This is a genomic window from Rhodohalobacter sp. 8-1 (assembly GCF_038150125.1).
Taxonomy (GTDB): domain Bacteria; phylum Bacteroidota; class Rhodothermia; order Balneolales; family Balneolaceae; genus SW132.
The window spans coordinates 66,510-89,134 of record NZ_JBBVMF010000001.1; the positions used below are offsets into that span (position 1 = coordinate 66,510).

The 22,625-nt window shown below is 45.1% G+C and carries 22 protein-coding genes; 11 read left to right on the plus strand and 11 right to left on the minus strand.

What is annotated here, in order from left to right:
* Positions 1–54 precede the first annotated feature (54 nt).
* The 10 genes from AABW11_RS00325 to AABW11_RS00370 all read left to right on the plus strand — a co-directional run bounded on the left by AABW11_RS00325 (position 55) and on the right by AABW11_RS00370 (position 9,556).
* A complete protein-coding gene (locus AABW11_RS00325; RefSeq protein ID WP_340102492.1) occupies positions 55–528 on the plus strand; it encodes an RrF2 family transcriptional regulator in 474 nt (157 codons plus the stop codon).
* Between the two features lie 155 nt (positions 529–683).
* Positions 684–1,175 carry a cytochrome c gene (locus AABW11_RS00330; protein WP_340102493.1) on the plus strand — a complete coding sequence of 164 codons (492 nt, stop codon included), beginning with the start codon at positions 684–686 and terminating at the stop codon, positions 1,173–1,175.
* Between the two features lie 20 nt (positions 1,176–1,195).
* Positions 1,196–3,181, plus strand: a complete 1,986-nt coding sequence (gene nosZ, locus AABW11_RS00335; protein WP_340102494.1) for a Sec-dependent nitrous-oxide reductase — start codon at positions 1,196–1,198, stop codon at positions 3,179–3,181.
* 73 nt (positions 3,182–3,254) lie between these two features.
* Positions 3,255–3,827 (plus strand): hypothetical protein, encoded by a 573-nt coding sequence (locus AABW11_RS00340; protein WP_340102495.1) that lies wholly within the window; start codon positions 3,255–3,257, stop codon positions 3,825–3,827.
* Positions 3,828–3,851: 24 nt separating this feature from the next.
* The gene (locus AABW11_RS00345) at positions 3,852–4,304 is read left to right on the plus strand and encodes a nitrous oxide reductase accessory protein NosL (RefSeq protein ID WP_340102496.1); all 453 of its coding nucleotides are present in this window, start codon (positions 3,852–3,854) and stop codon (positions 4,302–4,304) included.
* Positions 4,286–5,578, plus strand: a complete 1,293-nt coding sequence (nosD, locus tag AABW11_RS00350; RefSeq protein WP_340102497.1) for a nitrous oxide reductase family maturation protein NosD — start codon at positions 4,286–4,288, stop codon at positions 5,576–5,578. The genes AABW11_RS00345 and nosD overlap by 19 nt, the downstream gene beginning before the upstream one ends.
* Positions 5,575–6,285, plus strand: a complete 711-nt coding sequence (locus tag AABW11_RS00355; protein WP_340102498.1) for an ABC transporter ATP-binding protein — start codon at positions 5,575–5,577, stop codon at positions 6,283–6,285. The genes nosD and AABW11_RS00355 overlap by 4 nt, the downstream gene beginning before the upstream one ends.
* Positions 6,282–7,079, plus strand: a complete 798-nt coding sequence (locus tag AABW11_RS00360; RefSeq protein ID WP_340102499.1) for an ABC transporter permease subunit — start codon at positions 6,282–6,284, stop codon at positions 7,077–7,079. The genes AABW11_RS00355 and AABW11_RS00360 overlap by 4 nt, the downstream gene beginning before the upstream one ends.
* Before the next feature lie 221 nt (positions 7,080–7,300).
* Positions 7,301–8,338: a COX15/CtaA family protein gene (locus AABW11_RS00365; protein ID WP_340102500.1), complete on the plus strand. Its 1,038-nt coding sequence runs from the start codon at positions 7,301–7,303 to the stop codon at positions 8,336–8,338.
* A gap of 12 nt (positions 8,339–8,350) precedes the next feature.
* On the plus strand, positions 8,351–9,556 hold the full coding sequence (locus tag AABW11_RS00370; RefSeq protein ID WP_340102501.1) for a hypothetical protein: 1,206 nt from the start codon (positions 8,351–8,353) through the stop codon (positions 9,554–9,556).
* Between the two features lie 84 nt (positions 9,557–9,640).
* Here AABW11_RS00370 and AABW11_RS00375 read toward each other — a convergent pair whose 3' ends face one another.
* The 8 genes from AABW11_RS00375 to gatB are packed head-to-tail and all read right to left on the minus strand — an operon-like array spanning position 9,641 to position 17,954.
* The gene (locus AABW11_RS00375; RefSeq protein ID WP_340102502.1) at positions 9,641–10,699 is read right to left on the minus strand and encodes an acyl-CoA reductase; all 1,059 of its coding nucleotides are present in this window, start codon (positions 10,697–10,699) and stop codon (positions 9,641–9,643) included.
* 15 nt (positions 10,700–10,714) lie between these two features.
* Positions 10,715–11,716: a LuxE/PaaK family acyltransferase gene (locus AABW11_RS00380; RefSeq protein WP_340102503.1), complete on the minus strand. Its 1,002-nt coding sequence runs from the start codon at positions 11,714–11,716 to the stop codon at positions 10,715–10,717.
* 19 nt (positions 11,717–11,735) lie between these two features.
* A complete protein-coding gene (locus AABW11_RS00385; protein WP_340102504.1) occupies positions 11,736–12,236 on the minus strand; it encodes a hypothetical protein in 501 nt (166 codons plus the stop codon).
* Positions 12,233–13,072 (minus strand): hypothetical protein, encoded by an 840-nt coding sequence (locus tag AABW11_RS00390; protein ID WP_340102505.1) that lies wholly within the window; start codon positions 13,070–13,072, stop codon positions 12,233–12,235. Before AABW11_RS00390 ends, AABW11_RS00385 begins: the two co-directional genes overlap by 4 nt.
* A 1-nt stretch (position 13,073) precedes the next feature.
* Complete coding sequence (gene purD / locus AABW11_RS00395) at positions 13,074–14,354, minus strand: phosphoribosylamine--glycine ligase (protein WP_340102506.1); 1,281 nt, start codon at positions 14,352–14,354, stop codon at positions 13,074–13,076.
* Between the two features lie 3 nt (positions 14,355–14,357).
* Complete coding sequence (gene tpiA, locus AABW11_RS00400) at positions 14,358–15,125, minus strand: triose-phosphate isomerase (RefSeq protein WP_340102507.1); 768 nt, start codon at positions 15,123–15,125, stop codon at positions 14,358–14,360.
* The gene (locus tag AABW11_RS00405; RefSeq protein ID WP_340102508.1) at positions 15,122–16,489 is read right to left on the minus strand and encodes a TlpA family protein disulfide reductase; all 1,368 of its coding nucleotides are present in this window, start codon (positions 16,487–16,489) and stop codon (positions 15,122–15,124) included. The genes tpiA and AABW11_RS00405 overlap by 4 nt, the downstream gene beginning before the upstream one ends.
* A gap of 16 nt (positions 16,490–16,505) precedes the next feature.
* Positions 16,506–17,954, minus strand: a complete 1,449-nt coding sequence (gatB, locus tag AABW11_RS00410; protein WP_340102509.1) for an Asp-tRNA(Asn)/Glu-tRNA(Gln) amidotransferase subunit GatB — start codon at positions 17,952–17,954, stop codon at positions 16,506–16,508.
* Between the two features lie 478 nt (positions 17,955–18,432).
* Here gatB and AABW11_RS00415 point away from each other — a divergent pair, with 478 nt between their 5' ends.
* The gene (locus AABW11_RS00415) at positions 18,433–19,134 is read left to right on the plus strand and encodes a hypothetical protein (protein WP_340102510.1); all 702 of its coding nucleotides are present in this window, start codon (positions 18,433–18,435) and stop codon (positions 19,132–19,134) included.
* A gap of 168 nt (positions 19,135–19,302) precedes the next feature.
* On the opposite strand, the gene AABW11_RS00420 is transcribed toward AABW11_RS00415, so the two are convergent.
* The 3 genes from AABW11_RS00420 to galK form a co-directional block, all read right to left on the minus strand.
* Complete coding sequence (locus tag AABW11_RS00420; protein WP_340102511.1) at positions 19,303–20,148, minus strand: 3-keto-disaccharide hydrolase; 846 nt, start codon at positions 20,146–20,148, stop codon at positions 19,303–19,305.
* Between the two features lie 77 nt (positions 20,149–20,225).
* Positions 20,226–21,275 carry a UDP-glucose--hexose-1-phosphate uridylyltransferase gene (locus AABW11_RS00425; protein ID WP_340102512.1) on the minus strand — a complete coding sequence of 350 codons (1,050 nt, stop codon included), beginning with the start codon at positions 21,273–21,275 and terminating at the stop codon, positions 20,226–20,228.
* Positions 21,276–21,447: 172 nt separating this feature from the next.
* The gene (gene galK, locus AABW11_RS00430) at positions 21,448–22,617 is read right to left on the minus strand and encodes a galactokinase (protein WP_340102513.1); all 1,170 of its coding nucleotides are present in this window, start codon (positions 22,615–22,617) and stop codon (positions 21,448–21,450) included.
* Positions 22,618–22,625 lie beyond the last annotated feature (8 nt).

A 22,625-nucleotide genomic window follows, 5' to 3' on the forward strand; every position in this document is an offset into this window, starting at 1 on the left:
TTGAGCAGACGCACTGTGCGGACATAATAACTATAACTTATAGATAAACAGATCATGTTACTTTCAAAATCGTGTAAATATGGATTGAGGGCCTCGGTATTACTGGCAGCGCTGGAGCATGAATCTTACGTATCTATTCGGGACTTAAGCAATGAGTTGAATATTTCATTTCACTTTTTGACTAAAATATTTCAAAAGCTGAATGCGGCTGATTTGCTTGATTCCAAAAAAGGAGTAAACGGAGGTGTAAAATTGTCCATACCTCCCGATCAGATCCTATTTATGGACATTGTGGTAGCTATAGACGGAACCGGGTTGATGGACACCTGTGCACTCGGTTTGCCTGGGTGTGGTAAAAAGAGACCCTGCCCGATGCATGAACAGTGGTCGACAATAAAAGCAAGTTTGTTAAGCACCATGGAGACCACGACACTCGAAGATATAATCTCAGAAAAGTGTGACCATCTATCTATGACCATAAGTGACGGCAAGATTGGAAGTGAATATCCGACACATATTAAGACATAATAGTCTTATGTCTATTATAATCATAAGCTTAACAAAATCAACGTTTAAACCTTTGTAGTGAATAGCCTTACACAGTATTAAGGTCTGATATTACTCTCTAAATAAGTCATAACGATTAACTTTAATTGAAATATTTCACAGAAACAGACATACCAATGATAAAATCACAATCTCTTTTTTTAATCCTCTTTGTCTCTCTATTTACGATTACATGCGGGGGAGGGAATGGAAGCTCCGACAGCGCAGATTCAGCAGCCGGAAACGGAAATGACGGCCTCACCGAATTCGAACTGAAGCACGGAATAGGCCCGGTTGATGAAGTAGTTGAACTCGGTGAGCTAGATCCTGAATTGGCAGCTGAAGGTAAAAAGGTTTTTGAAGCCAAATGCACTGCATGTCACAAACCAACAGAACGATATATCGGTCCGGCTGCAGGAAAAATTCTTGATCGTCGGTCTGCAACCTATGCAATGAACATGATCATGAACCCCGACGAGATGACTAAAAAGCATCCCGAAGGTAAGAAAATGATGCAGGAGTATATGTCGCCCATGCCCTATCAGAACGTAAGCATTGAGCAGGCAAGAGCTATTGTAGAATATTTCAGAACGATTGAAATGCCCGACGAAAACGAAACCAATCAATAATACTTAAACCTTTACAAACTATGGAACCAACAACTAAGAAATCCAAACTTCTATGGTGGTCAGTCCCATTGATCGCTATATTTGTGTTCACCTTCTACGGTTGCCCTTCACAACAGAATTTATCAAGCTCGAGCGATGCCGCACAAAAAGTATATGTAGCTCCGGGTGAGCATGATGAATACTACGGTATGTTTTCTGGTGGGTATAGCGGACAACTGCCGGTATACGGACTACCGTCGGGCCGCCATCTTTATACAATACCTGTCTTTACACAGTGGGCTGTAAATGGCTACGGTTACAATGAAGAGACCAAACCCATGTTAATGACAAGCCATGGCTATATTCCCTGGGATGATGCCCATCACCCTGAAGGATCACAAACAAATGGAGAACTGGATGGTCGCTGGGTTTTTATGAATGCCAATAATACGCCGCGGATTGCTCGTATCGATCTGACCAATTTCCAGACGGCCGAGATCATTGAAATTCCCAACTCAGCCGGCAACCACGCTTCATCCTTTGTTACTGTAAATACAGAATATGTCTCTGCAGCCACCCGCTTTAGTATTCCTATGGACGAGAACCTGGAAAACATGGACGTTCCGATATCTTCATATGCTGAAAACTTTAAGGGAACCATCTCTTTCATTAAAGTGGGTGATGAAGGCGAAATGAGCGTGGACTTTCAGATTTTAGTCCCCGGCTTCAACTACGACCTCTCACACGCAGGCAAAGGTCCCTCAGAAGACTGGGCATTCTTTACCAGCTACAACAGTGAAGAAGCTCACACGCTGCTCGAGAGAAATGCATCCAGAAATGACAAAGATTTTATCGCTGCCATTAACTGGAGAAAAGCTGCTGATCTTGTTGCAGAAGGTGCCGGCGAAGATATTCCCGGAGAACACTACAGAAACTATATGGATCACGATCAACAGCTTGCAAAATCAGAACTGATAGAAACTGTTCGTGTACTTGATCCGGCTGAACACCCCGGCATCATCTACTATCTGCCAACTCCGAAGTCACCCCACGGTGTAGATGTTGACCCGACCGGACAATATATTGTAGCCGGCGGTAAACTTTCATCCGTGCTTCCTGTTCACTCATTCGAGAAAATTCAGCAGGCCATTGAGAATGAAGATTACGAAGGAGAAATTGACGGAATTCCCGTTCTGAGCTACGAATCCATCGTACAGGCAGAAGTTGAAAATGCCGGTATTGGTACACTTCATACCGAATTCGACGGGAATGGGTACGCCTACACAACAGCCTTTATCTCCTCAGAGATTGTGAAATGGAGCCTGGAAACATTTGAGGTGGTTGACCGGATTGACACCTACTACTCCCCCGGTCACCTTATGATCCCCGGTGGAGACACCCGCAACCCCGACGGTAAGTACCTGGTCGCGCTTAACAAAATAACCAAAGACCGTTACCTGCCTACCGGCCCCGAGCTGTTTCACTCAGCACAGCTGATAGACATCTCCGGAGACAAAATGGAACTGCTGCTCGATTTCCCTACCGACGGAGAGCCGCATTATGCTCAGGGAATCAGGGCTGATCTAATTGTAGATAATCAAATCAAGTTCTACGAGCTCGAGGAAAATAATCATCCCGATGCAACCAAAACTGAAGCTGATGCTCGCGTAGAGAGGGAAGGAAATGAAGTGCATGTGTATATGACATCCATCCGAAGCCACTTTACCCCCGATAATATTGAAGGCGTAAAAGTGGGTGATACCGTTTATTTCCATCTCACGAACGTAGAGCAGGATTGGGACGTGCCCCACGGATTTGCCGTAATGGGAGCTCGAACCGCTGAACTGCTGGTTATGCCCGGGGAAACCAGGACACTGGTTTGGGAACCTCAAAAACCAGGCGTATTCCCATTCTACTGCACCGACTTCTGCTCGGCCCTTCACCAAGAGATGCAGGGATATGTGAGGGTATCACCTGAAGATTCTGACGTGGAAATTTCCTACAGAACCGGGACACAAAGCGAATAAGATTAATTTTTGTGGAAAGGGTTTTGACCGACTCTTTCCTCTTTATTAAAATTTCACCGAACAAGAGGTTTTTATGAATACAAAAGAAAGAGTAATAATGGCCTTCGCTGCACTGCTCCTGGGGCTTGTTTTTTTCGTTCCCATCTGGACCATAGACATGGACGCTCCGCAGTATCCGGAAGGTATAGGTATGGAAATCTCTATAAATGACATTGAAGGGAAAAACAAAAACGACCTTCAAAACATTAACGGGCTAAATCACTACATTGGAATGCAAGAGATAGAACCCGACTCAATTCCGGAACTCGACATTATGCCGTGGATCTTTGCGTTTCTTATCGTATCTGGCGTAGGAGTCGCGATTTGGGGAAATCGCATGGCCCTGCTTATATGGATCATACTTTTTATACTTTTCGCCATTGCCGGCTTGGTAGATTTCTACCTCTGGACCTACGATTACGGTCACAATCTAAGTGAAGATGCCGCCATAAAAATACCGGGTATGACCTATCAGCCACCCATTATCGGCACAAAACAGCTGCTGAATATTACGGCATCGTCATGGCCCGGTCTCGGATTTTATATTTCGGTGGTGAGTATGGGGCTTGCCTCGTATGCATTCTGGTCAAGCAAATCACATTCTTGATTAAACATATTTTTGAGAGCTATCATGAAAAAATATCTCGTTATCTCAACTCTTGTTTTATTTCTATTCAGCGCGTGTTTTAACCAGGAACCAAAAGAGATTAACCTTCACACAGACGAATGCACGTACTGTAAAATGGTTGTGTCTGATCGTCAATTTGCCTCTCAGCTGGTTTCCGATAAGGGAAAATCCTATCCCTTCGATAGCATCGAATGCATGGCAGCCTACGCCTACCAGACACCGGATTTAGCCGACAAGGCAAAGCTGTACGTGGCAGACTTCACGCAGCCGGTACAATGGCTTCTGTTGGATAATGCTGATATTTATCGTGCCGAAAGTGTTCAAAGCCCTATGGGTTTGTCGCTGTTTGCACTGCCCGGCCAAGAAACCATGCCACCGGAAATTGCAGATGCAGAACAAATGGGCTGGGACGAAATCATTAATTTTGTGGTGGAGCAATGGGACGTAAAACAATGATGGATTCTCTATCTATGCGTTCTTTTCAGAAACTGCGCCCCGGTTCTTTATTAATTGTAATCTTCCTTTTCTTTTTACCTCTGACGGCTGTGACACAAAGTTCGTCTTCCGTTGCAGAAAAAGATAGCTTATCAAAACTTGCGCTGGCGATTGAGGAAGCCGACTCCGGGGCAACCATTCTTCTTGAACCTGGAACGTATGATATAAACGGGCTTCTGATCGAAAAATCGGTCACAATTGACGGACAAAACAGTGCCGTGCTCGACATTGGTGGCGAAGGTTATGGCCTCGTCGTGATGGGAGAAAATATTACCCTGAAAAATTTCGAAATCAAGAATTCCGGGTTTGGTTTCATGGATGATTATGCGGCTATTCTCGTGGAGGACAGTAAAAATATACTCATTGAGAACCTGACGCTGACCGACAACTTCTTCGCCATTTTTGTGGCAAAAAGTGAAAAGGTAGAAGTTTCGAATAACAAAATTACTTCGAATGCCGAACGCCAAACCACATCGGGAAATGCTGTTCACATGTGGTACAGCAAAGATGTAGACGTCCATCAAAATGAAATAACCGGGCACCGCGATGGCATCTATCTTGAATTCGTGGAGGGCAGCATGATAACCGGCAACAAGGTGTACAGCAACATCCGCTACGGGCTGCATTTTATGTATTCGGATGACTGCAGCTACATCGGTAACGAATTTCGCGACAACATTTCAGGCGTAGCTGTAATGTATACTAAAAACGTGGTTATGCGCCACAATCGATTTATTCAAAACTGGGGGGCTAACCGTTACGGATTGCTTCTGAAAGAGATTAATGACAGCGTGGTTCAATTTAACCTGTTTGAAACCAACTCCGTGGCAATTTACAGTGAAGCATCAAACCGAGTGGAAATCGAGCGAAACGAATTTTACAATAACGGCACCGCCATCCGTATGATGGCCAACGGCCTTGATAACCGCATCGAAAGAAATAATTTTATCGGCAACGTGTTTGAGGTGTCCACAAACAGCCGGTCGAATCCCAATCACTACGAAGGCAATTACTGGAGCCAGTATGACGGGTATGATCTCAACCGGGATGGAGTAGGAGATGTAGAACACAGACCGGTGCGTCTCTTTTCCCTTCTGGCCGAGCGTCAGCCGCTGTCACTTATCCTGCTGCGAAGTATGATGGCGCGCCTGCTTGACACAGCAGAACGCGTGTTTCCCGTGCTTACACCCAAAAATCTTGTTGACCCAAAACCAGCAATGGAACCTATTCAATGATTCGAATAAATGATTTAAAAAAGGCATTTGGTCCTCATCAGGTACTCAAAGGCATCGACCTGACTATTCCAGACGGACAGGCAACGGGAGTTGTTGGACCAAACGGAGCCGGAAAAACCACGCTTATAAAAACAATTCTTGGACTTGTAAAGGCAGATTCCGGCAACATAACTATCAATGATACTCAACTGAACGGAAACTACACCTATCGGCGTCAAATTGGCTATATGCCGCAGCAGGCGCGCTATCCCGAGCAAATGGTAGTGTCTGATCTCCTCAACTTTATTGAAGATCTCCGGGGAGATGAACCCGTTTATAAGCAGGATTTGATTGAAGAATTTAATCTTGGCCCGGAGCTTCACAAACAGCTTCGGGTACTTTCAGGCGGGAATAAACAGAAGGTCGGCGCCACCCTCGCCATGATGTTTAATCCCTCTATCCTCTTTTTCGACGAGCCCACAGCAGGCCTTGATCCCCGTTCCAGCTTTATTTTCAAAGAGCGCATTCAAAAGGAGAAAGAGGCAGGCAAATCTGTACTTATCACATCCCACATCATGAGTGAGCTGGAACAGCTCGTGGATCATGTCATATTCATCCTCGAGGGCGAAATCAAATACTACGGCAGAATTGATGATCTGCTCAAAGATAATAAGCAAGAAAGGCTCGAAGGCGCCATTGCCAAACTGATGGAGGAACCTGCACAATGATGAGAGTTTACTGGCAAATACTTCAAAACGAATTTCAAACACTATTCCGTGCAAAGTGGGTACTCGGCTACGGCCTCATCTTCCTTCTTCTCACGGATACACTTTTTCGGTTTGCAGGCGGAGGAACCGAAGTCTGGGTTAGCGTAAGCAACATCATGTTGCTGCTAATTCCCATCATCAGCCTTATTTACGGCATTCTATACATTTATCAATCACGCGATTACCTGGAGCTGCTGCTCACACAGCCGGTCAACCGATCCACCCTATTCTGGGGGCTCTACACCGGAATATCTGCCCCGCTAACCGTAGCCTTTATTATTGGGGCTGCCCTGCCGCTAAGCTGGCACGGCGGTTTAACGGAAGGTACGGCCTCACAGCTTTTTCTTGTCCTCGCTTTGGGATCCTTGCTCACATTTATATTTGTGGGCCTCGGATTTTTAATGGGGCTTTGGTTTTACGATGACAAAATTAAAGGCTTTGGTTTCTCAATCGTAATCTGGCTGTTCATGGCTGTCATTTACGACGGGCTCATTATGGTGATCATTTTCATATTTGGAGATTATCCCCTCGAAACGGGAATCATTGCTGTAACCATGCTAAATCCAATGGACCTTGCAAGAATTCTAATTCTAATGGAGTTCGATATTTCTGCCCTAATGGGATATACGGGTGCCGTATTCAATAAATTCTTTGGAACGTCACTGGGGTCATTAACATCTTTTGGCATGCTCACCCTGTGGCTCGTTGTACCGGCCTGGGCAGGTCTCAGGATTTTCAAAAAGAAAGATTTCTAAAGTCTCCCCTCAAAGGGGAGTTGGTCAAACCGGGTGTTCCCGGTTTGATCTGAGGGGTGTTACGGGACTTTGATCTGATATTGATGTACATCAATGATCTTCACCTTCGCCAAACACACCTCCACGCCAAACGAATCGCGCGTTGTACTTTCATTTTTTCATTTTCTTTCTCCAGAGGTTGTTTTATCGCAACATCAAAAAAATATCATCACCTATTTTAAATGACACCCAAAGACAAAAAACATATCCGAACCTGGTACTGGAGCGGCGCTATACTGGTTTTCCTGATACTCGTAATTGGCGGTATCACGCGCCTGACCGATTCCGGCCTCTCAATGACTGACTGGAAGCCCATAATGGGATCTATTCCACCGATTACCGAAACACAGTGGGATGAGGCGTTTGATCAATATAAACAGTTCCCGGAATACAAGGAAAAAAACAGCGGTATGAGTCTGGCAGAGTTTCAGTATATCTTTTTCTGGGAATATCTTCACCGGATGCTTGGCAGGCTGCTTGGACTAGTGTTTCTAATTCCGTTTGCCTGGTTCCTGATCCGCCAGAAGTTCAGCCGGAAACAGTTGCTTCGGTCCACTCTGCTTCTCACCCTTGGATTAGGACAGGGCTTAATGGGTTGGTTTATGGTTCAAAGCGGACTTATTGACATTCCCGAGGTGAGTCACTATCGATTGGCGGCCCATCTGTTGCTGGCGTTCATCATTTTTGGCTGCTGCACCTGGTTTGCTCTTGATTTAAGCGACAAAAATCAGAATGAGTCAGTGAGCGGCGGAGAGTTGAAAACATGGCTTAATGTGTTTCTTGCCGTCCTTTTACTACAAGTAGTATGGGGAGCTTTCACCGCAGGCCTTCATGCAGGGCATATCTACAACTCCTTTCCGGAAATGTACCAGTTCTGGTTACCTCCGGAGTTGTTTTTGGTGGAACCGGTGATCCTGAACTTTTTCCAGAACATGACAACAGTTCAATGGACACACCGCCTGCTGGGCACAATACTGGGTGTGATGGTAATTGCCATGTGGGGACGCACCTTTTTTTTGAAAACAACCAAAGAGGAAAAGAAGTGGATGCTTGCACTCTTTACAACAGTACTTTTACAGTACGGGATTGGTGTGTTTACGCTGATGTACCACGTACCAATCTGGCTGGGTGTCTTTCACCAGGCGATGGCTATGGTGCTCTTTGGTGTGGCTTTGGGAACGCGCCACCGCTTTGAGTACACGAAACAACTTTCGTCTTAATACAGCCGTGAAATGACTGCAATACATCAGGTTTTAAAACAGGAGTTTTCCGCCATATGGAAACTTTCACTTCTCAGTTTTGTGATTGCTGCGCTGACAGGTGTCCTCTACCGCTATGGTTTTTTTGGACCTCTGCCTGACGGGCTACATCTAAGCAATATTCGCCATGCCCACTCCCACCTGATGTTCTTTAACTGGATCACGCCGCCCATTCTGATATGGATGGCGGCAGCAGTACTTTCACCGGGTAATCAGCGATCTGCCCGGCAGTTTAAAATCTGTCTCTATAACATGATGGGACTCGGTTTTCTCTCATGGCCCTATTTTCTGCTCTATGGCTACAGGCCGGTTGCCATCGGTTCTGCCAGCCTCCCCGTTGCGGCGATCCTGTCTGGTATGGTGATGCTTACCTGGTACTGGTTTGGGGCGCTTTACTATGGCCGAAGAAAAAAACTGCGGGCTACATTTCCCCTGCTTTTATATGATGCGGCCCTTGCAGCATTGGTGGTCAGTTCACTTGGTGCCTGGGGTGTATCGGTCTACCAGTTCAGCTCGATCGAAAGCCCGCTAATCTCAAAAGCGCTCACCAGCTTTTTCCTGGGTCTGTTTACCGAAGGCTGGGTGGTTCTCGGCGTGCTCGGCATCGTTTGGAGCGCAGCAAATTCATCAGAATCGTCTTTAAAAATAAATCAAAACTGGTTTTGGATGCCGTTGCTCTTTGGCTCCATGCTGATTTTTCCCTTCAGCCTTGATCAATCCATCCTCACTCCAGCCATGCTCTACTCCGCAAAAGTTGGACTTCTGCTGATTCTCCTTTCCCTGGTGCTTCATCTGTATAGACTGTTAAAATCGTCCCTGATATCATCCGGCGTGTGGCTGGTGGTTTTAATGTTTCTGGGGTTAAAAGTTCTCTTCCAGGCGGGAGCTTTTCTGCCGACAGGAATCTGGCCCGGCGAGCACGGGTTAAGAATTCTCTATCTCCACCTTGTGCTGCTCGGCTTCGGGTCAACAGGGTTAATCGCGGCTTTTTATCCTACATCAGAGAGGCTCACAAAATGGATATATATTATCGGTGCCGTCGCAATACTCATCACATTGGGAATGTTCAGCGGATACTGGCCCAAATCATTAATTCCCGGTAACTTAATCTACCTGCTCGCCATTACAGCAATACTTCCTGTGATTCCCATAATTTGGTTATTGTTCAAAAAGGCTTAACACAAGCGAAACGGTTCGTGTGATCCGATTACACACAAGAAGAGACTACGAAATACCCTATGGTTAAGAGTTCGAAATATTCCATTATACAAGCCACTTTAGCGGATCTACCCCATCGGGCCGCCACCAGATGGGTGGCTGCTGAGCATGAGATAGCAACTCTGGTTTTGGAAGGTCACTCGGTAGCTCATGGTCCGGATTGGTAACGTAGATCGTCTGTAATCCATCCCGATGAGTTCTCGCGAGATCTTTTAGTTTTTCAATATCCCCTTTTACCCAGTGCAGAATAAACGATTCACTTGGTTCCATTTTTGTCTCTTCAATCAGAAAATCATCCAGCCAGGACTGCTCAATTTCCGTCGCCTTATTGTAGGCAAACCTGTGATAAAGTGATGGAGCCGGTTTTTTATGCTGAGGATTCGTCAGCCAAAACTCTTCAACATAATCCGTGAATTCACACTTTTTACTTTTTAATCCAAATGGAGCCACAACCATGGCAACCGACCGGCAGCCGCTACCTCCATATCGTAAAACTGCATCTGCAAGCTGGCGAAACGTATCGGGCCGGTCATCCTCGATGAGTGCAATCGAATAGTGGGCAGTGCGTACAAGTTTTGGTGTGGAATCATCTGCCAAATTGTGAGTTTTAAGGGCGTCGATAACCGGATCAACCGATTCCGTCGAACCCGAAAATAGCAACGCGTCGGCTTTTTGAGTTTCATCTTTAAAATCCTCAAGATCAGCAGACCACCGGCCATCCAGCAGATCCCGTTTCTTCAATATGTCCAGCAGCGTTTGTGATAAATACGGATCTTTTCGAGACAGTTTACCAAGATATCGGTTGTTTGAGAGCACAACCGCCAGGATATCCTGAATCCCCACGAGCGGTAAATTGCCCGCGTGCAGGCAAAGCACCGTTTTCTGGTTTTCTTGCATTGACAGATCAGCGCCCGAACTCTCAATCCATCGGTGAAACTCCCCTTTCTTGAGTGTTTTTTTCAGAGATAACAGCTGATACTTAACATCCGGAAAGCTGAACAGTCCCTCGTTAACGGTTTTGTCGATCGCTTCTTTAAGGCGGTAATTGTCCGGCGAAAGCCACTCTTCTATCGCTTCCTGAAGTTCATCAATTTTTTTGTTCATATCAGTGATCATCACTTAATCCCTGTCGATTAAAAAGTTACAGCCCCTGAGTGCCGCACTGTGCCAGCGGCCCAGCACAGCCAATTTGCCCTCTTCATTTATCACACCGCGATCGTCTGTTAAAATAAACGGACAGCTGTAGAGGTTGGCAAGATCCATAATCGCCACCTTTCCTTCTTCCCCTGGATCGCATGGTCGCGCAGGATTAAGTGGATCGCGAACCGAGGCGTGGACCCAGCCGGGGGCTTCAAACCACTCATCACCAATCGCGTAAAGCTGACTCATCAGTTCGCACATGCCGTATTCCGAGTGGATGTGATCAAGCGGCACATCAAAGCCATTGGCCAACTTGTATCGGAGGTCGGTTTTACTCATCTCCCGGCGGTGCGTTTTCATCCCGCCTGTCTCAATAATATGGGAACCCCCGGGTAATTTTAAAGAGTCCAAATCAAGCAGATCCAGCAGGCCAAATGCAGCGCCAAAAAGAACTATCTGGCGATCATTTTGAACAGCTCTTTTTATGTTTGATGAACGAAGCGGCTGGCCAAGCGGCAGAAACCGGCTCTGCCCATTTTTGTCGAGATCAACCAGGTACTGAAGCATCCAAAGAAGCGATGAGTCTGGGTTATCACTATAACCGGGCGCATAGCAGAGAAGCGTAAATTCTGTAGAATTAAAATATTGACTGAAACCCTGGAGGATAGAACGCCTGTAAAGGTCCAGATCAACGACATGATGACTGCTTCGGTCCATTTTTCCTGTCCCGGAGCTTTTAAACGTGAGCTCAGGTTCAAATCCTTCCGCGACTAAATTGCACTCTTTGAATGCACGAATGGGCAGCAGCGGAATATCATCAACGGTTTCGGGCAGCTCGCCAGCCGGAATAAAATGAAACGCAAACCGGCGATAAACAGGATTATTGGCCACCTGAAATTCAAATACAGACCGGGCTTTTTCGATAAACGGCTGGGTCGGATCAAATATTGAAAGTGAAAGTTTTGCGGGAACGTCAGCCATTTGTGAGCACTTTACAGATTTACTCTTCCGGGTTACAGTCGAGGCGAACTGAGCCGGTATAAATGCCTCTCAGATTATCAGCTGACATCAGGGTACTGCCTAATGCGATATCAATCCGGCCTGACTCTGGTATTTGTAATGCTACACAGCCGGCCGGAGAAACAACCTCCATCGCCGATTTATCCTTACCGGCTCCATACCTAAGCTGAAAATCCTTGAGTTCCGCCTGTTCACCATACTGATTATTTATCGGAGAGTCAGACGGTAGTTGAACCTGAATGAAGTCGTATGGCGTACCGGTAATGAACAACTCTCCATGACTCTCTCCCGAAATTTGAAATGTAATCTCAGATAAGTGGATGTGATGCGGAACTGAGATTTTTACAGGAACCGAATCCATGGAAGATTGGCTCACAGCAGCAGTCATGATGTCAAGTGATATTGTTTGATGAGGCGTTTGAGCAAGGCAAAGCTGCTGTAAAAATAACCCGATAAGAAAAATAAAGGCAGATGCTTTCATTCTAATGGAGATGTTAACAGTTGATCATTTAAAAGTATAAACACGTTGCTTTGATAGATGTGCAGATCTGCGGGCTCCAGCCGTTGTTCAAATTTGTAGATTTGAAGCGGTTCGCCAAGGGTACTGAACCGAACAACACGGTCATTAAAAGCTCCCCAGATACTATTATTTGTTCCATGAATTCTCTTCGCACCGCTAAAACCACCTATAAAGTTCAGGTATCCTCCGTCCGTGGTAAACTTATGGATGACACCTCTTTCCTTATCTAAGATTAAAAGTTCAGAACCGGACATTTTCATATGAATGTCTGAACCAATCTGGAAACGTCTCGGATCAATCGCACGATCGTAATTTCCAAACGGGTCAAAAACGTGAATAATGTGCCTGTCTCTGTCATAAGCAAAAAGACCGCCTGAACTACTTATCTGAATTTGAGACGGTCTGAATCGCCCACCCTGCTCAATTTTCTCCCCCGTGATCGATGATAAGTACTGAAATCGCCGGTCGTATAGCTGAACGCGACCGTTATTCTGATCGGCCACATAAATTTTCAAGCCATTTGTAGCATCAACCGACACCGGCTGATTAAACCGGTAATCACCCCTGCCAAGTGCGCCAAGAGAATCCGTTCGCTCCCCGCTGGACACAACAGCCAAAATCCTATGCCTGTTTTTTTCCGTGAGATAAATCAGGCCTGAGGGTGTCACACTCAAAGAGGTGGCACCGTCCAGGGATGTTACTATGGGTTGAAGATTGATTGCAGATGTTTGAGCCAGGCTTATCGTAATCTGAATATGGAAAGCGACAAATAACAATATGAAGCTGAATTTAATCAACTTATTTAAGGCCTTTTTTGCCGATATCCCGCCTGAAATAGCTGTCTTTAAACGTGATTAGTTTAACATTTTCGTAGGAATGATCGATGGCTTCCTGCAGCGTTTGGCCCGATCCTACGACATTCAAAACCCGGCCTCCGTTAGTACAAAGCTTATCTTCCTTGATAACTGTTCCCGAGTGGAAAATAAGGGCGTCACTATCGCATTTCTCAATACCAGTGATTTCAAATCCTTTTTCATAAGATTTGGGATATCCGCCGCTTGCCAGAACAACAGAGCAATAATATCGATCGGATAAAGAAATCTCAACATCCGACAAAGTTCCATTAACAGCCGCCTGAATGAGTTCAAGGAGATCATTTTTTAGTGGCGGCAGAATCACCTGGCATTCTGGATCACCGAACCGGCAGTTATATTCAACAACCTTGGGCCCTTCTTTTGTAATCATCAGACCAACATACAAAATACCCTGATATGGAACGTCCTGGTTCAGCATGCCCTGAATTGTCGGCTCAATAATATCTTCTTCAATTCTTTGCAGCATTGAGTCTGGAAGTACGGGTGCAGGAGAATAGGCTCCCATTCCGCCGGTATTCAAACCTGTATCCCCCTCCCCGATGCGTTTATGGTCCTGGGCGTTTTGAATCACTTTCCCGCTCTTGCCGTCACATATCACAAAAACAGAAGCCTCTTCCCCAACCATAAAATCTTCAACCACAAGGGTGGATGCTGCCTCTTGCAGAATATTATCCTCAGCAAGCAGCGTGAGCCGTTTCTCCATTTCCTCTTCACTCTCACAAATAAAAACGCCTTTACCGCCGGCCAGTCCATCAGCCTTAAGAACGACCGGGTATCGGTTTTCCTGTTTGATATGTGCTTTGGCCTTATCAAATTCATCGATAGAAAACGTACGATAACCTGCCGTGGGAATATTATTTTTCTGCATGAAAGCTTTTGCAAACGACTTACTGCCTTCAAGCTGAGCGGCCGCTTTCGACGGCCCAAACACTGGAATGTCCCGTTCTTCAAGATAGTCGGATATGCCATCTACAAGTGGCTGCTCAGGGCCAACAATTACGAGATCGATTGCCAGGTCCTGGACAATGGTTTCGACCGCCTGAAAATCAGACATATCCAGATCGATATTGATTCCGTGCTGTTCAGTCCCCGGATTTCCGGGAGCTGTATAAAGCTTTTTCAGGTTTAATGACTGCTCAAGCTTCCACGCAATAGCATGCTCACGCCCGCCATTGCCAAGCAATAAAACGTTGATTGGATCCATGGGTTACGAAAGTTTTTCAGCTATCTCAATTATACCGGAAAAGGACTCTTCTTTAAGACTCGCACCACCAATCAGGCCGCCATCAACATCATTTTGAGAGAGCAGTTCTTCCGCATTGGCAGGCTTCATACTACCTCCATATAAAATTTTTATTTCACTGCTGCGCTGTTCATTCCAGCGTTCTTTTAGAAAATTTCTAATAAAAAGGTGCATCTCTTGTGCCTGCTCCGGGGATGCCGTTTCGCCGGTGCCAATCGCCCACACCGGTTCATAAGCAATGACAAGACTTTTGGCCTGATCAATAGTAATTTTATTCAGAACTGCATCGAGCTGATCCATTACAATTTTTTCCTGCTCTCCTTTTTTTCGCTGATCAAGTTTTTCACCCACACAAACAATTGCAGTCAAATCATCAAGGATGACTTTTCTCGCCTTTTCCGCTACAAGGTCATTATCTTCGCCATAATATTCTCGGCGTTCAGAGTGGCCCACAATTACATGTGTGCATCCTGCATCTTTTATCATTGGCGTACTGATATCACCGGTGTAAGCTCCGCTGTCTTCCGTGTGTGTATTCTGTGCAGACACTTTGATGTCCGTGTCTTCAAGTGATTCTACTGCTGAAGGAATGGAGATCGAGGGCGGCGACACAACCACTTCACACTGAAAACTTCCCGATGGCCAGCGATTGGCAAGATCATCAGATAGTTGTTTTGCTTCCGAAGGTCCGCAGTTCATTTTCCAGTTACCGGCTATCAAAAAGTTGCTCATGATTCTGTCTGTTGTTGAGTTAAGGTTTTTTGCAGGCCCCGAACGACTCCATCGAATTCAGTTCCTACATATCGTTGTACTATGTTACCCTGATCATTCACTAAAAAACGGGTGGGCAGGCGCCTCAGATTATATTTCTCTCTGAGTTCATTTGCATCAATATTTTCCGGGTCGATGAAATCCCAATATTTTGCCCTTTCTTCAAAAAAGGCATTAAACACAACATTGGTCGCTCCGATGGGGACAGTAATAATTTCCAGCCCAAAATTCGTGTAAACTTGATGTATGGCCACTACTCGATCATATTGCTGCTGATAAAGCGGGTTATCAAGTCGGGTAAATTCGATCATGAATGCAATACCCTGCATCGATTCTGAGCTAACCGTTTGCCCGTTACTGTCCTGAAAGGAAAATTGGGGAAAGGGCTTGCCGGCTGCAAGTGTCGTAATATCATAATCCGTTCGGTCAGCCCATTCCATAGCAGGTTGATTCCCGCCATATGTTTGCCGAAAATCTTCAAGCAGCTCACCTGCCCTCTCCGTTCTGGAACTGTCAAACAGCAGCTTTATCTTTTCCTGTCGCACTGCCAGTTTCTGATCTTTATCGTTCAGTCTATCTTCAATCTGATTCAAAAATTCCACCGATCGTTCGAGACTGTCACGCTCGGCGTAAAATTCTGTAATCTGCGATCTGAGTCCACCGGGCAGGGAGTTATAGTGTACCAGAATTGAGTCTGTTCGTGCCAGCATCAAATCATTATCCCACCCCTGCAAGATCGATGCAGATGCGGCGGCTGCACGTTCACCGACGTATGTATCAGAATTTTCTTGATGGAGATCCCAAAAAAGATTGCTCCATTTCATCATTTCTGCTTCTAAACTATCAGAGCTCATACCACGGCTATTCACATAATTGACAACACGCTGAAAATTTCGCTGAAGTCTGTCGAATTTTTCGTAGAGATCATTTTCATGAGATTCAATCGTTGCCGTTTCATTGATGTTTGGCAGCTGACCGTTAAACGTAACCGTGTCTCCATGGGCAAGCACTACGTTGAAAATTCCCAGCGGCTGATTATTGCGGGAAATAAACAATGGATACAAACCTCGTTCGTCTATAGACGCCACACCGTAGTATTCCCCGGTGCTGTCTGTTACAGCATGAAAAAGAGTATCCCTTAACCCTTCAAGTGACGTTTCAGCTACCATAAGCTCTATGCCAGAATAATCACCGGATGGATCCAATTCAGCATCAACTGTGATTTGACCATTAATAATTGGATCTCGATCCGATGAATCAAATCCACATCCAGCCAGGCTCACAGCCATCAATACAATTATAATTACAGCTAATTTATTTCTCATTTTAAGTTGGTCTCAATTAAGAATCGAGTTTTTTGGCCACTAATTCACGGACCTGTTTAGGGTTGGCTTTTCCCTGCGATTTTTTCATGACCTGACCGATAAAGAATCCGATTAATGCTTTTTTTCCGCCTTTATACTTTTCAACTTCATCCGGGTTAGATGCTATCACCTCTTCAATAATAGGCTCAACAAATCCGGAGTCTGATACCTGGATGAGGTTCATCTCTTTTGCCAGCTCTTCAGGTGGTTTATCCTCAGTAAGCATCTCATTAAAAATCTCCTGCATAGCTGATGAGTTCACTTTATCGTCGAGTTTCAATTTAACAAGCTCGGCAAGACGATCTACAGATATGGGGAATTCACGAATTGATATGCTTCGTTCATTCAAAACCCGAAGCACTTCCGAAAGAATAACATTGGCCACGGCTTTCGGTTCGTCTAATTTTTCGAGAACATTCTCGTAATAGTCTGCAAGGTAACGACTTTCCGTCAATACAATAGCATCCTCTTCAGATAATCCAAGCTCATCCATAAACCGCTGAAGGCGAACATCCGGCAGTTCCGGCAGGTTTGATCTAACCTCATCCAGGAGTTCTTCAGTAACGATAACCGGGGGGATATCAGGTTCGGGAAAATATCGGTAATCATGAGCCTCTTCCTTGGTACGCATCTGGCGTGTTTCAAGTTTGTTGGCATCCCAAAGCAGGGTTTTCTGAATCACTTCTCCCCCTGATTCCACGAGATCGATTTGACGTTCAATTTCATAAGATATTGCCCGCTCTACATTCCGGAACGAGTTCATATTCTTAAGCTCCGTTCGGGTACCCAGTTCTTCCTGCCCGCGTGGCCTGATGGACACGTTGGCATCACAGCGGAGGCTTCCCTCCTCCATGTTACCGTCACATATTTCAAGGTATTGCACAATCTGTTTTATTTTCGTGAGATAGGCGTACGCTTCCTGCGGCGTTCTCATATCCGGCTCCGAAACAATTTCGATCAGCGGAGTGCCGGCCCGGTTAAGGTCAACCAGCGTGTGGTAGGGATCCTGGTCGTGGATCGATTTACCGGCATCTTCCTCCATATGAATTCGTGTCAGCCCTATCGTTTTATCATACTCTTCGAGCTCAATATGTATATTCCCTTCATAACATATAGGGGTATCGAACTGAGAAATCTGGTAGCCTTTGGGAAGATCGGGATAAAAATAATTCTTACGGGCAAAGATCGATTTGCGGGCCACTTTACATTCTGTGGCAAGACCCATCCGGATGATGTATCTGACCAGGTTCTCATTTAAAACCGGCAGGGTTCCAGGGTGGCCTAAACAAAGTGGCGTCACCTGTGTGTTAGGCGCTCCTCCATATTCTGTTGATACAGGAGCAAATGCTTTGCTTTCGGTTAACAGCTGAGCGTGGACTTCGAGGCCAATTACTGCCTCGTACTTAGAATTTGCAATCGTCGTCATAGTTGGGATTTGGACGGTTGATACATTGAATTTGCGAAAGATCAGAAGATAGGAAAGATATGACAGAAAATAAGTTGAACTATCTAACTTTCTATGGTAATTACAACTCATCCGATGGCTTCCCGCCAAGATATCGCAGGAATAGACCGAATCATCATCACAGTTCGGGGTTTAGAGTCATTGAAACCCGACCTGACCTGCCAGTGACCCTACGCTTTGACCAGCTCATTTCCCGCAAAAAGTCATTGGGTGACCGGAAGTGGTCTGATGATAATGATCAAGTAAATTGTTCTTTATATTAAAAAATACCTGTATCGAATGAAATAATTTAGATATATGATATTATTTTATTAATTATACGTATCCGTTAAAAAAACATGGAGATTTTATGGATGCAAAGATACTTAAACTCACCCTCGCCCTACTCTTACACTGTATCCCAATCTTGTTATTGGCTCAATCTAACCAGGACCAATACTTGAAAATCGACTATCTAAATGTTGACCAGGATCAGGTCAATTCATTTACCAATCAGGTGATTGATGAACTTCTTCAAGAGAATGAGTCTCGTGTATCGGATGGCACTATCGATACCTGGGCGATGTACAGTGTACTATTTTATGGAAGCGCTTCTACACCCTACAATTATGTAAGTGTAACTATATCTTCCTCACTCAATTCCTTCGACGTACCTAATAATAATTATTCCGATCCGCTAGTAACACACACTGAACAAAACAGGTTTGAGATCACAAAATCTGAACTCTGGACCGTTCGAAACAGCATCAGCGACCTTCAAAACAACGAGTTGAGTAATTACATGATGATGGATTACATGGATGTTCGCCTCGGCCGGGAACTGGAATACCAGATGCTCGAAGATGAAGTAGCAAAACCGATTCACGAACATAGACTGGATCGCGGAATCATGGAAGCTTGGGAAATGTATCAGCTAGTCACACCTGGAGGCATCGATTATGGTTATAACTTTGCAACCGGTAACTACTTCTCAAGTTTGGAGCACATCGAATTCGGATTTAACGAAGAACTTATTCGAAGTCAAAATCCTGATGTAAATGTGGCTGAGTTCTTTGATCATATCTGGTCAACTCGCGACTTGGTACGCAGTGAAGTTTGGCTAAAAATGGAGTCTGTCAGGTCGCCTGAGCCGGCAAATTAATTCGACAGTGCTCAGAAGAACCATCCTTTTTTGCTTCAACGGTAACCTATCTGAGCAAGTTTTGAATTATTTATCTGCCGGCTGACTTTGTTACGAAGGCTCGCCGTTATGGCCAACAGGCTTGATAATCCTCTATTATCACAGATTAACTTATCTTAAACCAATTCTCTACTCATACTCACAACTATACGGGTCGTCCTTGATGAAGTAATCTTTATAGTTTGAGGCGTTTTCATCCATGCACCCTTCCAGGTTTAGAATTTTAACAGATCGAATGTCGGTTGGATGACTTTCACCCTGGAGAGCAAAATATCCGCCGCTTATTCGCTGGCCGTTGTCTAATTGAGGCGTTATGTACTCCATCACCACTTCTCCGTTTAGTAAGTGTTGGAGTTTGGAATTGCCGTGCGCAACAAGTTCTGCCGTTACCCACTGCTCGCCATGATGGGTGGGGCCATTGGCACTGATGCAGTGATCCGTAATAAGCTCGCCATCGACAACAACGTGAGTTCCCGGCGTGCAAATATTACCGTTTGAACGATCATTTTCGCCATCACCGCCAAGCAGCTGGTACTCAATGGAATCGGGAAAATCCTGGTCGCGCTCCATGCTCCGGGCCGACTGTGAATGAAACATGATGCCGTTGTTCCGGGTGGCCCACGCCGGACCATTTGGCGCCTGGTCACCCACAAACCGATATTCTACCTGAAGGCGGTAATACGAGAACGGCTCTTCATAAAAGATGTGCGTAAACTGACCCGTAAATTCTTCGTACTCATCGTACCGGACTTTCATCAGGCCATCCTCTACCCGAACTGTATTTGCGTAATTTTCATTGAGATCGTAACCCGTAATTTTGAAATCCCATCCATCGAGGTTTTCTCCGTTAAAGAGCTCTTCCCACTCCTCTTCAGCTATAGCTTGGCCCTCGGTTGATGTACAGGCCGTTCCGGTTAAAAGCAGTGCAAGTGCAAGAGTTATATAATGCAATAAGTAAAAAGGAGTTGATTTCATGGCAAGCTTATTTTTTTGTTGAGATTAATAATATTTATAGATTATTACAGTATCTAATTGATATACAATATTTTACACTATATTTTATTTGTTTTATAGTGAATGTCCGGCAGCTCGCGTAAGATACCTGCCGAATATTCCGGGGTGATATCCCGCTGTGGATTTCCCAGCATTTCATATCCCACCCTGAATTTTTTCACTGTCGCTGATCGCAATAAAGGCGGGTAAAAATGCATGTGAAAATGCCATTCGGGATGATCCTCCCCGTCCGTTGGTGCAGGATGAAATCCGGACGAATATGGAAACGATATATTAAAAACATTATCAAATTTAATGGTAATTTTTTTGATGATATCAACCAGTGACGTTTTTTCTTTTTCTGTCATATCAGTAAAACGGCCGAAGGGACGGCGACTCACCAAGAGTGTTTCAAATGGCCAAAATGCCCAAAACGGAACCAATACCACAAAGTCATCATTTTTATCTACAAGACGCTCTTTCTCCTTGAGCTCAAGATCGAGGTAGTCGCCAAGGAGAGTACGATGGTGTTTTTTGAAATAGGATTTCTGCTGCCGAAGTTCTTTGGCCGGCTCCTCCGGAATAGTTTCCTGTGCCCAAATCTGACCGTGCGGATGAGGATTGCTGCACCCCATGATTTCCCCTTTGTTCTCAAAAATCTGAACGTAGTTAATAAACGGTTTCGAACCTAATGCACGGTATTCATCCACCCAGAGATCAACAACGTTTCGTATTTGATTAATCTCCAGTTCCGGAAGTGTCAAATCATGTCTTGGAGAGAAGCAGATCACCCGGCACTGACCTTTTTCTGTTTCTGCGACAAGCAAGTTATTATTGTTTACACTTTCTGTTTCAGTATCAGCCAGCAAGGCGCTGAAATCGTTATCAAAGGCAAATGTAGAATCGTAGTCAGGATTTGTCGCTTTTCCAGCCCTGTTATTGCCCGGGCAAAGATAACACGAGGGATCATATCGCAGCTTTTGACCTTCCGACCGGTTTTCCTCCTTCCCTTGCCAGGGACGCTTCGTGCGATGTGGCGAAACCTGGACCCATTCCCCGGTTAGAATATTTAATCGTCTGTGCGGCTTTTCGTTAAACTTTAGATCCATAAGGTATTTTATTTAATCGTTAAAAGCTTTTATAGTCTCCCCTAAAAAAGTGGTACGGCGGAGCCGGGAGGGGTGTCTACCAGTAACTAGAAAATTCCATTGGTCCCCCCATTTGTATCTCTCAGCAAGCCGGCGGAAGACTTTTTTGTCAAGTCAATCAATTATGAGATCGTTAAACCACTTCAAGAACAGACGCTCCTTTTCCAATTTTTGCAATATAAAATTCGATCGGTTTTTGCAATTCAGCCTGGTAGTGCTGTTTGATTTGTTCGGCTACCGATTCTATTTTATGTTCATATACAAGGTTTATTGTACAGCCGCCAAATCCACCGCCCATCATTCTGGATCCTAAAACAGAATCCAGGGTTTCGGTTGCTTCAACGAGCACATCCAGTTCCCGGCAGCTTACTTCGTAGAGATCCCTCAGTCCATAGTGCGACTCGTACATCTTTTGCCCAAAAGATTTGATATCATCCTGAAGTAAATTATTGCAGGCATCCAGAACGCGCTGATTCTCATCCAGCACAAACCGGCACCGATTATAAATCACCCCGGGCAGAGTATCCTTGCGATGCTCCAGAAAATCGTGTTTCACATTGCGAAGGCTTTTGATGGAAGGATCAAACTGCTTCAAAATACGCACGCCTTCTTCACACTGTTTTCGACGCACATTATATTCTGATGAAGCCAATTCACGCCTCACTTTAGTATCACAAAGTAATATGGCAATATCATCGCGTTTGAATGGATAGAGCGAGTACTCCAGTGAGCGGCAATCAAGGCGAATCACTTTGCCGGATTCCCCGTGCAGATTGGCAAACTGGTCCATAATACCGCACTGAACCCCTACAAACAGGTTCTCCGCTTTTTGACCAATTTTAGCCATCTGCAGCCTTGTGAGGCCCAAATCAAAAAGTGATGAAAGTCCGGTAAGAATCCCTCCTTCCAGTGCAGCTGAGGACGATAAACCTGCTCCGATAGGTATATCTCCGCCAAACAGGCAATCGAAACCTCCAACTTGGTATCCCCGAATTTGAAGCTGATCGACAACACCCAGAATATAATCCGGCCAGCCAATTTCCGATTTTGTAAATTGGTCCGTAATATCGACTTCATAAGAAAACTTATCCATATCAGCCGCGTACAACCGAATTCGATTCTGGTTGTTTGGAGCTAACGCTAAAACAATCATTTTATCAATGGCGGCTGGCAACACAAATCCATCGTTATAATCCGTATGCTCCCCGATCAGGTTCACTCGTGCAGGCGATTCTACGACAATGGGTGAAGAACCAAAGCGCTCCATAAACTTAGTTAGAATGTTATTTGGATTTAACGTCATTACCTGAT

What these genes read in the sequence shown, in the direction of transcription:
- AABW11_RS00325 (WP_340102492.1), top strand. Translation starts at nt 55, where the DNA reads ATGTTACTTTCAAAATCGTGTAAATATGGATTGAGGGCCTCGGTATTA.
- AABW11_RS00330 (WP_340102493.1), top strand. Translation starts at nt 684, where the DNA reads ATGATAAAATCACAATCTCTTTTTTTAATCCTCTTTGTCTCTCTATTT.
- nosZ (WP_340102494.1), top strand. Translation starts at nt 1,196, where the DNA reads ATGGAACCAACAACTAAGAAATCCAAACTTCTATGGTGGTCAGTCCCA.
- AABW11_RS00340 (WP_340102495.1), top strand. Translation starts at nt 3,255, where the DNA reads ATGAATACAAAAGAAAGAGTAATAATGGCCTTCGCTGCACTGCTCCTG.
- AABW11_RS00345 (WP_340102496.1), top strand. Translation starts at nt 3,852, where the DNA reads ATGAAAAAATATCTCGTTATCTCAACTCTTGTTTTATTTCTATTCAGC.
- nosD (WP_340102497.1), top strand. Translation starts at nt 4,286, where the DNA reads ATGGGACGTAAAACAATGATGGATTCTCTATCTATGCGTTCTTTTCAG.
- AABW11_RS00355 (WP_340102498.1), top strand. Translation starts at nt 5,575, where the DNA reads ATGATTCGAATAAATGATTTAAAAAAGGCATTTGGTCCTCATCAGGTA.
- AABW11_RS00360 (WP_340102499.1), top strand. Translation starts at nt 6,282, where the DNA reads ATGATGAGAGTTTACTGGCAAATACTTCAAAACGAATTTCAAACACTA.
- AABW11_RS00365 (WP_340102500.1), top strand. Translation starts at nt 7,301, where the DNA reads ATGACACCCAAAGACAAAAAACATATCCGAACCTGGTACTGGAGCGGC.
- AABW11_RS00370 (WP_340102501.1), top strand. Translation starts at nt 8,351, where the DNA reads ATGACTGCAATACATCAGGTTTTAAAACAGGAGTTTTCCGCCATATGG.
- AABW11_RS00375 (WP_340102502.1), bottom strand. Translation starts at nt 10,699, where the DNA reads ATGAACAAAAAAATTGATGAACTTCAGGAAGCGATAGAAGAGTGGCTT.
- AABW11_RS00380 (WP_340102503.1), bottom strand. Translation starts at nt 11,716, where the DNA reads ATGGCTGACGTTCCCGCAAAACTTTCACTTTCAATATTTGATCCGACC.
- AABW11_RS00385 (WP_340102504.1), bottom strand. Translation starts at nt 12,236, where the DNA reads ATGAAAGCATCTGCCTTTATTTTTCTTATCGGGTTATTTTTACAGCAG.
- purD (WP_340102506.1), bottom strand. Translation starts at nt 14,354, where the DNA reads ATGGATCCAATCAACGTTTTATTGCTTGGCAATGGCGGGCGTGAGCAT.
- tpiA (WP_340102507.1), bottom strand. Translation starts at nt 15,125, where the DNA reads ATGAGCAACTTTTTGATAGCCGGTAACTGGAAAATGAACTGCGGACCT.
- AABW11_RS00405 (WP_340102508.1), bottom strand. Translation starts at nt 16,489, where the DNA reads ATGAGAAATAAATTAGCTGTAATTATAATTGTATTGATGGCTGTGAGC.
- gatB (WP_340102509.1), bottom strand. Translation starts at nt 17,954, where the DNA reads ATGACGACGATTGCAAATTCTAAGTACGAGGCAGTAATTGGCCTCGAA.
- AABW11_RS00420 (WP_340102511.1), bottom strand. Translation starts at nt 20,148, where the DNA reads ATGAAATCAACTCCTTTTTACTTATTGCATTATATAACTCTTGCACTT.
- AABW11_RS00425 (WP_340102512.1), bottom strand. Translation starts at nt 21,275, where the DNA reads ATGGATCTAAAGTTTAACGAAAAGCCGCACAGACGATTAAATATTCTA.
- galK (WP_340102513.1), bottom strand. Translation starts at nt 22,617, where the DNA reads ATGACGTTAAATCCAAATAACATTCTAACTAAGTTTATGGAGCGCTTT.